This window comes from Carnobacterium sp. GW821-FHT04C06 (assembly GCF_059420345.1).
Genome location: NZ_JBWKTN010000005.1, coordinates 176,539 through 189,112, shown reverse-complemented (window position 1 = coordinate 189,112; position 12,574 = coordinate 176,539). Strand labels below are relative to the sequence as shown.

Annotated in this window: 12 protein-coding genes and 1 tRNA gene; 11 read left to right on the top strand and 2 right to left on the bottom strand. The window is 36.0% G+C overall.

Annotation, left to right across the window (positions count from 1 at the left end):
* Positions 1 to 91 precede the first annotated feature (91 nt).
* From asnB to AC07SW_RS10355, 4 genes are all read left to right on the top strand, one after another.
* Entirely contained in the window at positions 92 to 1,969 is a 1,878-nt protein-coding gene (asnB, locus tag AC07SW_RS10370; RefSeq protein WP_494632833.1) for an asparagine synthase (glutamine-hydrolyzing), read from the top strand.
* A gap of 102 nt (positions 1,970 to 2,071) precedes the next feature.
* Positions 2,072 to 3,262, top strand: coding sequence for an aspartate kinase (gene dapG / locus AC07SW_RS10365; protein WP_119907896.1), 1,191 nt, complete (start codon positions 2,072 to 2,074; stop codon positions 3,260 to 3,262).
* A 77-nt stretch (positions 3,263 to 3,339) separates the two neighbouring features.
* Positions 3,340 to 3,861 carry a transcription repressor NadR gene (locus AC07SW_RS10360; protein WP_119907897.1) on the top strand — a complete coding sequence of 174 codons (522 nt, stop codon included), beginning with the start codon at positions 3,340 to 3,342 and terminating at the stop codon, positions 3,859 to 3,861.
* A 93-nt stretch (positions 3,862 to 3,954) separates the two neighbouring features.
* On the top strand, positions 3,955 to 4,515 hold the full coding sequence (locus AC07SW_RS10355) for a hypothetical protein (protein WP_494632830.1): 561 nt from the start codon (positions 3,955 to 3,957) through the stop codon (positions 4,513 to 4,515).
* 41 nt (positions 4,516 to 4,556) lie between these two features.
* On the opposite strand, the gene AC07SW_RS10350 is transcribed toward AC07SW_RS10355, so the two are convergent.
* A complete protein-coding gene (locus AC07SW_RS10350) occupies positions 4,557 to 4,787 on the bottom strand; it encodes a helix-turn-helix domain-containing protein (RefSeq protein ID WP_034570286.1) in 231 nt (76 codons plus the stop codon).
* 153 nt (positions 4,788 to 4,940) lie between these two features.
* Between AC07SW_RS10350 and AC07SW_RS10345 the strand changes: the two genes are divergently transcribed.
* From AC07SW_RS10345 to AC07SW_RS10315, 7 genes are all read left to right on the top strand, one after another.
* Positions 4,941 to 5,672: a glycerophosphodiester phosphodiesterase gene (locus tag AC07SW_RS10345; RefSeq protein WP_119907900.1), complete on the top strand. Its 732-nt coding sequence runs from the start codon at positions 4,941 to 4,943 to the stop codon at positions 5,670 to 5,672.
* A gap of 32 nt (positions 5,673 to 5,704) precedes the next feature.
* Positions 5,705 to 6,625, top strand: coding sequence for a tRNA (adenosine(37)-N6)-dimethylallyltransferase MiaA (gene miaA, locus AC07SW_RS10340; protein WP_240308995.1), 921 nt, complete (start codon positions 5,705 to 5,707; stop codon positions 6,623 to 6,625).
* A gap of 27 nt (positions 6,626 to 6,652) precedes the next feature.
* Positions 6,653 to 7,900, top strand: a complete 1,248-nt coding sequence (hflX, locus tag AC07SW_RS10335; RefSeq protein ID WP_494632828.1) for a GTPase HflX — start codon at positions 6,653 to 6,655, stop codon at positions 7,898 to 7,900.
* Positions 7,897 to 9,147, top strand: coding sequence for a methionine gamma-lyase family protein (locus AC07SW_RS10330; RefSeq protein WP_119907902.1), 1,251 nt, complete (start codon positions 7,897 to 7,899; stop codon positions 9,145 to 9,147). The genes hflX and AC07SW_RS10330 overlap by 4 nt, the downstream gene beginning before the upstream one ends.
* Before the next feature lie 205 nt (positions 9,148 to 9,352).
* Entirely contained in the window at positions 9,353 to 9,745 is a 393-nt protein-coding gene (locus AC07SW_RS10325; RefSeq protein WP_034570273.1) for a MerR family transcriptional regulator, read from the top strand.
* Positions 9,746 to 9,833: 88 nt separating this feature from the next.
* Entirely contained in the window at positions 9,834 to 11,168 is a 1,335-nt protein-coding gene (glnA, locus tag AC07SW_RS10320; RefSeq protein ID WP_119907903.1) for a type I glutamate--ammonia ligase, read from the top strand.
* Positions 11,169 to 11,304: 136 nt separating this feature from the next.
* A tRNA-Arg gene (locus AC07SW_RS10315) sits at positions 11,305 to 11,378 on the top strand.
* A 74-nt stretch (positions 11,379 to 11,452) separates the two neighbouring features.
* Here AC07SW_RS10315 and AC07SW_RS10310 read toward each other — a convergent pair.
* Positions 11,453 to 12,568 (bottom strand): low temperature requirement protein A, encoded by a 1,116-nt coding sequence (locus tag AC07SW_RS10310; RefSeq protein ID WP_463684958.1) that lies wholly within the window; start codon positions 12,566 to 12,568, stop codon positions 11,453 to 11,455.
* Positions 12,569 to 12,574: the final 6 nt, after the last annotated feature.

The following is a 12,574-nucleotide window of genomic DNA, read 5'->3' as shown; positions in this document are numbered from 1 at the left end:
TTGGTTGAACCATTGGGCTTAGTTAGTTATAATAAGACAAGTGTGCAGCAATAATAGTGCTGTTTAGAAACAAGGAAAAGGGGAACCAAACATGTGTGGATTTGTAGGGTGTATTCATGGCGATAACCAAAACCATGACCTAGTAGATTATGAAAAAACAATCAGAGAGATGAATAAATTGATTGTTCATCGTGGACCAGATGATGAAGGGTTCTTTTTTGACGATCATATTAGTTTTGGTTTTAGAAGACTAAGTATTATTGATGTTGAAAAAGGTCATCAGCCTCTTTCATATGAAAATGAACGTTACTGGATTATTTTTAACGGTGAGGTTTATAATTATATTGAATTACGTGATGAATTACTTAAAGATGGCTATACATTTGAAACAGACAGTGATACTGAAGTAATCATTGCGACTTATGCAAAATATAAAGAAAAAACAGCGGAACGTTTACGCGGAATGTTTGGCTTTGTAATTTGGGATAAACAAGAAAAATCGGTATACGGAGCACGTGATCATTTTGGAATCAAACCGTTTCACTATGCAGAAGAGGATGGTGTTATTTATTTTGCCTCTGAAAAGAAATCAATCTACCAAATCCTTAAAAAGAAAGAATTAGATGAAGTTTCCTTGCAAAATTATTTAACGTTCCAATTTGTTCCAGATCCAGATACCATGACAAAAGGCATTCACCGTTTAGCACCAGGTCATTATTTCACTAAAAAATTAGATAGACCAATGGAAATTACGAGATATTGGGAAGCAACGTTTGCTCCTGTTCAAAAATCAGAAGAGACCTTTGCTAAAGAAATTAAAGATGCTTTGTATGACTCTGTTGAAAAACATATGAGAAGTGATGTTACAGTTGGTTCTTTTCTTTCCGGTGGAGTAGATTCTTCAATTATTGTTGCGATTGCTCGTGAGTTTAATCCAAAAATCAAAACGATTTCAGTTGGATTTGAACGTGAAGGTTACAGTGAAATTGACGTAGCTAAAGAAACTGCAGATCGCTTGAATGTTGAAAATATTAGTTCTATTATTACCCCACAAGAATTTATGGATGAATTCCCGCGTTTTGTTTGGCATATGGATGATCCTTTGGCAGATCCTGCAGCTGTTCCACAATTCTTCTTATCAGAAGTTGCTAGACGTCATGTGAAGGTAGCTTTATCTGGCGAAGGTGCAGATGAAATGTTTGGTGGGTATACCATTTACAATGAACCAAACTCACTTAAAACGTTAACGAATTTACCAAATGGTCTAAAAAAAGGGTTGAATCATTTAGCTAAAATGATGCCAGAAGGAATGCGTGGTAAGAGCTTCTTAGAACGCGGAACAACTCCGATGGAAGAGCGTTACGTTGGGAATGCGAAAATTTTTGAAGAGGCTGAAAAGCAAAAATTATTGAAAAATTATTTAGCTGGACATCCTTATCAAGATGTTACTCGTCCGTTTTATGATGCCTCAAAAGGCTATGATCCAATTGATCGCATGCAATTTATTGATATTCATACGTGGTTAAATGGTGATTTATTACTGAATGCTGACCGTACAACAATGGCGCATTCATTAGAACTTAGAACGCCTTTCTTAGATAAAGAAGTCTTTAAAGTAGCGCGTACGCTCCCTTCTGATATCCGAATTGCAAATGGAACAACAAAATATATTTTACGTAAAGCAGCTGAAAGCTTTGTGCCTGATAATGTTTTATACCGTAAAAAACTAGGTTTCCCAGTTCCAATACGTCATTGGTTAAAAGATGAGATGAATGAATGGGCAAAAGGCATCATTCGTGAATCTGCTACAGATCATTTGATTAATAAACAATACGTACTTCAATTACTAGAAGATCATTGTGCTGGAAAAGCAGACAATTCAAGAAAAATTTGGACAGTGTTGACCTTTATGGTTTGGTATAAAGTTTACATTGAAACCAATCAACAATTTCTAATGACTCCTAAGTAAGCGTGTTGTGTAAAAATGGAAGATGCTTTGGTTTAGCCAAGGCTCTTCTTTTATCGTAGAGCAATGAATTAAAAATTTAGTTTTAAAAAGGGACGGTTGTTCATGAAAATTTTAGTACAAAAATTTGGTGGTACATCTGTTAAAGACGAAGAAAGCCGCCTAGCCGCAAAAAAACATATTGTCCAAGCAGTAGAAGATGGGTATAAGGTTATCGTGGTTGTTTCAGCGATTGGGCGTCTGGGTGATCCTTATGCAACGGATTCTTTACTTAGTCTAGTTGATGCAGATGAGTCATTTCTTGATTTAAGAGAGAAAGATACCTTACTTTCGGTAGGAGAAACAATCTCAATGGCAGTATTTACAAATTTGTTAAAGAAAAACGGCGTATTAGCAGCTGGCTTAACAGGACAAGATGCTGGGATTGTAACCAATGACGAATTTAGCAATGCAAAAGTTCAACGCGTCAATACAGCACCTATTTTGGAACTGTTTGAAGTGCAGGATGTTGTCGTTGTGACGGGTTTTCAAGGAATCAGCGAGAATGGTCATTTGACTACGATTGGTCGTGGTGGAAGTGATACAACGGCGGCTATTTTAGGAAAAGCTTTTGCTGCTGAACGAATTGATATCTTTACCGATGTTTCTGGAATGATGACAGCAGACCCAAGATTAGTGGAGCAAGCTAAATTTTTAGACGTTGTGAGCTATCAAGAAGTCAGCAATATGGCTCATGAAGGTGCAAAAGTTATTCATCCTCGAGCAGTTGAACTAGCAATGCAAGCTGGAATTCCATTAAGAATTCGTTCGACTTATCAAGAAGTAACCGATGTGGGAACGCTAGTAACTCATTCAGCCAACCAAGTTGGTCATTATCGGTTAGTTACGGGAATTGCACATGTGTCCAATTTAGTGCAATTTACCATTTCAACCGAGCATGTTGAACAAAAAGAAATTTTTGGGCTAATGGCTGCTGCAGGTATCAGTGTCGATTTTATTAATATTTTTCCAACCCAAGTGGTCTTCACATTGGCAAGTCACGAAGCGGCTTTAGCAAAAGCGATTTTTAAAGAGCAACAAATTGAGGTTGTTACGCTTGAAGATTGTGCAAAAGTAGCAGTTGTAGGTGCTGGAATTACGGGTGTGCCAGGTGTAACTTCACGAATCGTTACTACCTTATCGATGGAAAATATTGATATTTTACAATCTGCAGATAGCTATACAACCATTTGGATTTTAGTAGCTGGTAGTGAATTGAAGCATGCGGTTTGTGCTTTACATGATGTTTTTTTATAATGCAATAATCAGTCAGTTGTTTTGAAATAGGCAACTGGCTTTTTAGTATCATTGAAATGATGGAAAGGAGAGCGGCTATGAAGGCAACAGATCGTAGAAAAACGATTATTCAAATACTAACAAACACACATACCCCCATTAGCGCGACGACAATTGCAAATCAATTAAAAGTAAGTAGACAAATTATTGTGGGGGATGTAGCTCTTTTAAGAGCAGCTGGTTATGAAATCAATGCGACGCCGAAAGGCTATTTATTAAATGAAAATACAAGTAATGATACACGATTTATCGGAAAAATTGCGTGCCAACATGCTCCAGCAGATACCACTAAAGAACTTTATTTAATTGTAGATCATGGTGGAGAGATTGTTGATGTGATTATTGAACACCCAATTTATGGCGAGTTATTGGGAAGACTAAATTTAACTTCTCGTTATGATGTAGATGAATTTATAAAAAAAGTGACGGAGTCTCGTGTTGAATTGTTGTCTTCTTTGACAGCTGGAGTCCATTTGCATACAATCGCTTGTAAAGATGAAGTCACTTTTCAGCAAATTAAACAATCCTTGGCAGATGCTGGATTCTGCTATCAAAATTAAAAGGTGTCTTGACAAGTTTAAGAGAAAAGGTATAATTGTATTTACAGGTGTCAAGACACGTTTGTGAAAATGATTATATGAGGAGATGTTCTCTTGAAGGTTAGCAAAGTACGACGTTTAACAATTTCGGCATTATTAATAGCAGTAGGAATTTTGATTCCCTTATTTTCTCCCATTAAGCTTGTGTTAGAACCAGCCTCCTTTACATTAGGAAGTCATGTAGCTATTTTTATCGGAATGTTTATTTCACCAGTTGTAGCGATTTCGGTTGCAGTTGGGACTACTTTTGGTTTTTTTATTGGCGGTTTTCCAATTATTGTTGTGTTGCGTGCAGCAACTCATGTGATTTTTGCAGGAATTGGCGCTTGGATTTTAGAGAAGCGGCCAAAAATTTTATCGTCAACCAAAAATACAATTCTTTTTTCTTTTTTAATTGGTCTTTTGCATGCAGCATGTGAAGTTGTGGTGGTGATGTTTTTCTATTTTGCTGGAGGAATGCAAGGGGCTTATTATTCTCAAGGCTTTTTACAGTCGATTATAGGATTGGTAGGAATTGGTTCTGTGATACACAGTATGATTGATTTTCAATTATCTTATATTATTTGGCGAGGGTTAGTTGCACGTAAACGAATGTCATCTAATAGTATCAACTAAAAAAGACAGCCGACTAAATTCATTAGTCGACTGTCTTTTTGTTAATCCTCATCTTTGATATCAATATCTTCTGGAATAGGTTCATTTAAGTAATCTTGCAATTCTTTTTTGTATTTCTCTAACTCTTTAATAAAAAGGTTGAACTGTTCTTTGTAGATTAAAATATTTTCGCCATCGCTGACAGTACGAATTTGTTTTTCTCGAATCAAGCGGTGAATATCAGCAGTCGAGACATTTAGATAGTCAGCTGTTTCAGCAACTGTTAAATACATCGAAGTGTCCTCCTTTAGTTCTTATTCTTATTTTACAATATTTCTTTAACAAAAGAAATGGCAGACTGAAAACAATTCTAGAAATCGAGGGATTAAGTATTGAAAATAGGGAATTCATGGTACAATAGAGTGCATGAATGGAGGAGATGTTAGTTGAAAACTGAAGTGTTTGCCCACCGAGGCAGTAAAGGAACACACCCAGAAAATACACTAGCTGCATTTCGTGAAGCAATCCTTGTTGGAAGTGATGGAATTGAGTTAGATATCCATTTAAGTAAAGATGGTGAAATGATAGTCATCCATGATGAAACGGTGGATCGAACAACGAATGGAATTGGTGAAGTTTGCAAGTTGTCATTGGCTGAATTAAAAGCACTAGACGCTGGAAGCTGGTTCTCGCCAATATATAAAGATGAAAAAATCCCGACCTTATTAGAAGTAGTAGATTTACTTGAAGAATTAGAATTTCATGGAATCTTAAATATTGAATTAAAAACCGATCATCATCCTTATGATGGGTTAGAAGAAAAGGTAAACCAATTATTTCAACATAAAAAAATTCATTTTAAATTAGTTTATTCTAGTTTTAATTATTCTTCTCTAGTAAAAATCAAAGAGCTAAATCCGCTAAGTGAAGTAGCTGTGCTCTATGCTCAAAACGGAAACAACGTGAGGTTGCTGAATAAAAAATATGAAATATCTGCGTGGCATGCAAAATTTGATTGGGTAAAACAAAAACAAGTTTTTAATGTTGAAAAGATGCCCATCAGAGTTTGGACAGTGAATAGTCATCGTTACATGCAGTATTGTTTTCAAAAGAAAATTTCTGCAATTATGACAGATTTTCCAAAAGAAGCCCTTGCCATTCGAAACCGTTGGCAATAAAGGAGATACTCGTGAAAAAAACAAAAATTATTATGCTTGTTGGTCCGACAGCAGTTGGCAAAACCGATTTAAGCATTAAAATGGCAAAGAAATTCAATGGTGAAATTATTAGTGGTGACTCTATGCAAATTTACCGAGGTTTAGACATTGGAACAGCTAAAGTATCAGAAACAGAAGCAGCAGGTGTTCCTCATCATTTGATTGATATTGTAACCATAGATGAAAGCTACTCTGTGTCAGATTTTCAAAAAATGGCGCGGGAAACAATCGCTGGGATTACAGAAAAAGGAAAAATTCCACTAGTTGTAGGTGGAACGGGGCTTTACATCGAGGCGTTACTTTACGATTTGCATCTCGGAGGAAATCAGGAAAAAGAAGCTGATCCATTATTTCGTCAAGAGATGGAAGAGCAAGCGTCAAAACTCGGCAATCACGCTGTATGGAGCCAATTAAATGAAATTGATCCGACTGCTGCAAAAGCGATTCATGAAAATAATTTAAAACGTGTAATTCGAGCGTTGGAAGTTTTTCATCTAACCGGAATCCCTTTTTCAAAGCAACAAGAACAACCTAAAAGAGAAGCTTACTATGACGCATTGGTTATTGGCTTGACGACAGATCGTGACATCCTTTACCAAAGAATCAATCAACGCGTTGATTTAATGATAAGAGCAGGTTTGTTAGAAGAGGCGCAATGGCTAAAGGAACAAGTAGCAAGTAACGGACAAGCTACTTTAGGGATTGGCTATAAAGAATTATTTCCCTATTTGGACGGGGAACTTTCTTTAGAGGCTGCCACGAATCAAATCAAACAAAATTCCAGAAGATATGCAAAAAGGCAGTTGACATGGTTCCGTAATCGAATGGAATTTATTCGCTGGTATGATTTAGTCCAACATCCCGAAACGGAAGAGCAATTGTTTGAAGAAGTAACAACATTTTTACAAAAATAAGTGTTTAAAAGAAATGTAGGTGGCACAATGGAAGAAAAATTAGATTATGAGCGCGTGGTTATTGTAGGTGTTCAAACAAATGAATTAGATACAAATTTCCGTTATTCACTAGAAGAATTAGGTCAATTAACAGAAACTGCTCACGGTCAGGTAGTGGCTGAGTTAACTCAAAAAAGAGACCGTATGGACAGTAAAACCTATCTAGGTAAAGGAAAGATTCAAGAATTGGTTCATTTAGTAGAAGAGACTGAAGTAGACGTTGTTATTTTTAATCATGCTTTAACACCAAGTCAAACAAGAAATATTCAAGTTGAAATAGATGTAAAAGTAATCGATCGAATTCAATTGATTCTAGACATTTTTGCGATGCGTGCACAAAGTAAAGAAGGGAAATTACAAGTAGCCTTAGCACAATTACAATACCTATTGCCACGTCTAGCTGGACAAGGAAAAAACTTATCTAAACTAGGTGGCGGAATTGGAACCAGAGGACCAGGTGAAACGAAACTTGAAACAGACCGACGTCATATTCGAAGCCAAATCAATGATATTAAAAAAACGCTAAAAGAAACCGAAGCACATCGTCAAAGAAGCCGTGAAAAAAGAAATGATGGAACCACGTTCCAAATTGGCTTGATTGGTTATACAAATGCTGGGAAATCTACATTGTTAAATCGATTGACAGATGCGAAAACCTATGAAGAAAATCAATTATTCGCCACGTTAGATCCATTGACTCGCAAGATGGTATTGCCAAGTGGCATGAATGTGACCTTAACGGATACCGTTGGTTTTATTCAAGATTTGCCAACGCAGTTAATTGATGCTTTTCATTCGACGTTAGAAGAGACGAGAGGCGTAGATTTGCTGCTACACGTTGTCGATGCAGCGGCTGAAAATGTAGCAGGGCATGAAGTCACTGTAATCAATCTGTTAAAAGAATTAAACATGGATCAAATTCCAATTTTTACAGTATACAATAAAAAAGATTTACTCAACGGAAATTTTTCACCTAATTTATTTCCAAATAGCTTGATATCGGCTAAAGATCCAGAAGATTTGCTTAAATTACGCAATCAAATCATGAAGCAAATGAAAGAAGTTATGCTTCCTTATGAATTTGAAGTAGCAGCTGATGAAGGCAATAAATTAGTTCAACTAAAAAAAGAAACATTATTAGAATCTGCAGAATTTCAAGAAGAATTAAATGTATACCTTGTAAAAGGATACGCAAAAAAAGCGTCAAAATGGACTGGAGGAAATGAAATCCAATGATGTGGCACCAAAATTATCCAACTAAATTAATAGAAACCATCAAAGAAGTTGAATTAAAAATTCAACCTTATCATCAGCGAGTTCATGAAATTGCACTTTTTAACCAAAATAAAGTATTACAAAGTTTTCGAAACAATCAAGTAAGCGACCAACATTTTACGCCCTCTACTGGTTACGGGTATGATGATTTTGGACGAGACACTCTTGAACAAGTATACGCAGACGTTTTTAAGGGAGAAGCGGGCTTAGTTCGTCCGCAGATTATTTCTGGAACACATGCGATTTCAACAGCGTTGTTTGGTGTTTTACGACCAGGAGATGAGTTGCTTTATATTACCGGCGCTCCTTACGACACTTTGCTTGAAATCGTTGGAGCAACAGGTAACGGAATCGGTTCATTAAAAGAATATCAAATTGGTTACGACCATGTGGATTTGTTGGAAAGTGGAGCAGTTGATTTAGAAACCGTTGCAAAAAAAATCACGCCAAAAACGAAAATGATTGCAATTCAACGCTCACGAGGATATGCCATGCGTTCCTCCTTTACCATTGCTCAAATCAAGGAAATGATTGAAGCTGTTAGGAAAATTGCGCCTAATGCCATTGTTTTTGTCGATAATTGCTATGGAGAATTTGTTGAAGAACAAGAACCACTTGAAGTTGGGGCAGATTTGATTGCAGGTTCACTCATCAAAAATCCTGGCGGTGGAATTGCTAAAACTGGCGGATACATTGTTGGGAAACAACACTTAATTGAAGCTTGTGGCTATCGTTTAACGAGTCCTGGGATTGGTCGAGAAGCAGGAGCATCATTGTATAGTTTGCAAGAAATGTATCAAGGGTTCTTCCTTGCACCTCATGTTGTAGGAGAAGCGGTTAAAGGTGCTATCTACACAGCAGCGTTACTGGACACATGTGGGGTTGAAAGCACTCCAAAGTGGGATGCAGAACGGACCGATTTGATTCAAATGATTTCTTTAAACGATCAAGATAAGATGGTTAAATTTGCTCAAACCATTCAAAAATTCTCACCTGTAAATGCTCATGTGTTGCCAATTGGCGCCTATATGCCTGGATATGAAGATGATGTGATTATGGCAGCGGGTACCTTTATCCAAGGAGCTAGCCTTGAATTGACAGCAGATGGCCCAATCAGAGCGCCATACACGCTTTATGTGCAAGGTGGATTAACTTATGAACATGTAAAACTTGCAGTGAGTTCAGCTGTATTAGAATTATTTTATTAAGGAACTTAGAGAGAACGTACATTTATGTATGTCTCTTTTTTTATTGGTATACCTACTATTATTTAATATTAAACAAACGTACTATAAGAATTAATTGGAAATGTTCGATATCCAATGTAAGGAAACCTAACATCTTAATTAGTTTTTTGTTGACAAATGATTTAAACCTTGATATTCTAATAAAGTAATTGAAAGGAGGACTAAAATGAAAGAGAAAGAGCTTCGCAGGTCAATGTCTGTTTTTCCGATTGGTACAGTTATGAAACTGACGGATTTAACAGCTAGACAAATTCGTTACTATGAAGAACAAGATTTGATTCACCCTGAACGAAATGATGGGAACAGAAGAATGTATTCTCTTAATGACATTGATGTTCTCTTAGAAATTAAAGATTATTTATCTGATGGAATCAATATGGCAGGTATCAAGCGGATTTATGAATTAAAAGAAGTAGAAAAAGAGAAAAAAATGATGGAGCATACTAAAGTAATGACGGATGATGATGTGCGACGAATTTTACATGCAGAATTTTTATCAGTAAGTGGTTTTAGTGGCAATGGTCCAGATCAATCTATGAATCCTAGTCGTATGATTTAAAAATGTTTGTTAACCATGTTTGCTTTTTTTAGGATGATAAAAAAAGAGACCACCTATAAATAACCTAATAACGGGGGGAATAGATAGAATGCCAGAATTTACAAGAGAACAAATCACCAAGATTGCGAAAGAGGAAGATGTACGTTTTTTACGTTTAATGTTTACAGATATTATGGGAATTATTAAAAATGTTGAAGTTCCAATCAGTCAGCTGGAAAAAGTATTAGACAACAAAATGATGTTTGACGGATCTTCAATTGAAGGTTTTGTACGAATTGAAGAAAGTGATATGTATTTACGCCCAGATTTAACTTCTTGGTTGATTTTTCCTTGGGGAACTGGAAAAGGCAAAATTGCGCGTTTAATCTGTGATATCTACAATCCTGATGGGACTCCATTTGCTGGCGATCCTCGTAGCAATTTAAAACGAGTATTAAAAGAAATGGAAGAATTTGGCTTTACCTCTTTCAACTTAGGACCAGAGCCTGAATTTTTCTTATTCAAACTAGATGAAAAAGGTGAACCAACTCTTGAGTTAAATGATAAAGGAGGCTATTTCGACTTTGCACCAACAGACTTAGGTGAAAATTGTCGTCGTGAAATTGTCTTACAATTAGAAGAAATGGGCTTTGAAATTGAAGCTAGCCACCATGAAGTAGCGCCAGGTCAACATGAAATCGATTGGAAATATGCAAATGCAATTGAAGCATGTGATTATATCCAAACCTTTAAACTTGTTGTCAAAACAGTAGCTCGTCAACATGGACTTCACGCAACCTTTATGCCAAAACCGTTATTTGGTGTAAATGGATCAGGGATGCATTTCAATATGTCTTTATTTACAGAAGACGGCAATGCCTTTTATGATGAAGAAGGCGATATGCAATTAAGTGAAACAGCTCGTCAGTTCTTAGCAGGTGTTTTAAGTCATGCAAGAGCCTACACTGCTATTTGTAACCCGACAGTGAATTCATACAAACGTTTAGTACCTGGCTATGAAGCGCCAGTTTATGTGGCATGGAGTGGACGTAATCGTTCACCGTTAATTCGTGTTCCAGAATCTCGTGGCTTATCAACAAGAATCGAGCTACGCAGTGTTGACCCAACAGCAAATCCATATTTAGCTATGGCTGTTTTATTAAAATCTGGATTAGATGGAATTAGAAATGAAATGGTAGCACCAGCTCCCGTTGATCGGAATATTTATGTGATGACCGAAGAAGAACGTCACGAACGTGGCATTAATGATCTTCCATCAACGCTCCATAATGCGATTAAATACTTGCGACAAGATGAAGTTGTGAAAGCTGGTTTAGGTTCTCATATCTACAATAATTTTGTTGAAGCCAAACGTTTAGAGTGGGCGGCGTTCCGTCAACAAGTTTCAGAATGGGAAAGAGAACAATATTTAGAGTTATACTGAAATAAATGCATAAAAAAGGAATCCTTTGAGTAGGATTTCTTTTTTTTAAATAAAAATTAACTTTTAATGGATTTTCTATTGACTTTTTATACAATATTGCATATAATAAATCTTGTCGTTGAAAGAATATTGACTTGTCTCAATAGCTCAGCTGGATAGAGCATCCGCCTTCTAAGCGGACGGTCGGGAGTTCGAATCTCTCTTGAGACGTAAATGAAAAAACTGCATAAATATTAAAAAAACCACATGATGAGAATCCTGTGGTTTTTTTGATGAAGAAAAAACTAAACGGAAGTTTCTTCTTCATATTGGATTAAATTGTCTATCAAAGAAGAAATCCCAATTAAGATAAGCATCCAAATAGGAGGCACGACTAAATACAAAAGGAATCCAGTTAATAGAAAGATTGAAAGACCTAATCCAATAATTTTTCTGAAAGTTGCTCTTGAAAATTTCTTTTTAGGATGATAAATAAAAATAAAATGTTTCGCGCTATAGAATAAGAAAAAAGAAAATGCGAGTAAAAGATCGATTAATTGCAAAGGCAATACCTGATGAGCACCTAAGTGGAGTGCTCCTGCAAAAAGAGTGATGGCAATTAGCATAAACAAATTGCTATAGAGTAATAATTGTCCATTCGTCGTCTGCTCTTTATCAATCACCAAGTCTAACCGATCATAATAAGATTTCCAAAGCAAGATAATGACGATAAAAGCAATGCCTACATAAAATAGTGTGGAGACAATCATTGTTTGTCCATTTAAAATAGCAATCAAAGCAACCACCGTTTCTCCAAAGCAAATTAATGTAAATAAGCCTAACCGTTCAGCTAAATGACCGACATCAACAGGAGCAGCTATTAATTTTTTGTGATTTATCAATGGGATAGCGATGTCTAAAAAGATTCCTAGGAACAAGACGAAATAACGAGTAAATCCATTGAAAAATAAAGAAGTACTGGATAAAATAAGTGAAAGTGTAAAGAAATTCGTTAATAATAAAATGACTTTTTGATCGGCTTTACTATCAATGCAACGCTTCACCGAATGATACTGTAAAATCGTCATAAAACGAATGCCGATAAATCCAATTAAAAAGGTGAGATAGGTTTCATTAAAGTTTAAATTAAAGCTTGCAGTCATTAGCATCACAAAAAACATTTGCATAAACATGTAATAGTGAGGCTTTTTCAATCTAAGACCGTAACGATTGAAAAACATTGTTTGACCTGCCCAAGCCCACCACATGGGGATAATCATTAATAGGTATTCACCAATAATCGTAAAAAAATCTTGTGGCTGGTTATTAACAGTTGTTAATAAATGGTTGGTTGAAGAAATGGCTACAACAAAAACCAAATCATAAAATAATTCTAACCAACTAACTTTGCGTTCTTCCAAAAAAAT

Bases quoted from the DNA above. Each gene is read 5' to 3' on its own strand.
- AC07SW_RS10350 (WP_034570286.1), bottom strand. From the start codon at position 4,787: ATGTATTTAACAGTTGCTGAAACAGCTGACTATCTAAATGTCTCGACT.
- hflX (WP_494632828.1), top strand. From the start codon at position 6,653: ATGGAAGAAAAATTAGATTATGAGCGCGTGGTTATTGTAGGTGTTCAA.
- glnA (WP_119907903.1), top strand. From the start codon at position 9,834: ATGCCAGAATTTACAAGAGAACAAATCACCAAGATTGCGAAAGAGGAA.
- AC07SW_RS10325 (WP_034570273.1), top strand. From the start codon at position 9,353: ATGAAAGAGAAAGAGCTTCGCAGGTCAATGTCTGTTTTTCCGATTGGT.
- asnB (WP_494632833.1), top strand. From the start codon at position 92: ATGTGTGGATTTGTAGGGTGTATTCATGGCGATAACCAAAACCATGAC.
- miaA (WP_240308995.1), top strand. From the start codon at position 5,705: ATGCTTGTTGGTCCGACAGCAGTTGGCAAAACCGATTTAAGCATTAAA.
- AC07SW_RS10330 (WP_119907902.1), top strand. From the start codon at position 7,897: ATGATGTGGCACCAAAATTATCCAACTAAATTAATAGAAACCATCAAA.
- AC07SW_RS10360 (WP_119907897.1), top strand. From the start codon at position 3,340: ATGAAGGCAACAGATCGTAGAAAAACGATTATTCAAATACTAACAAAC.
- dapG (WP_119907896.1), top strand. From the start codon at position 2,072: ATGAAAATTTTAGTACAAAAATTTGGTGGTACATCTGTTAAAGACGAA.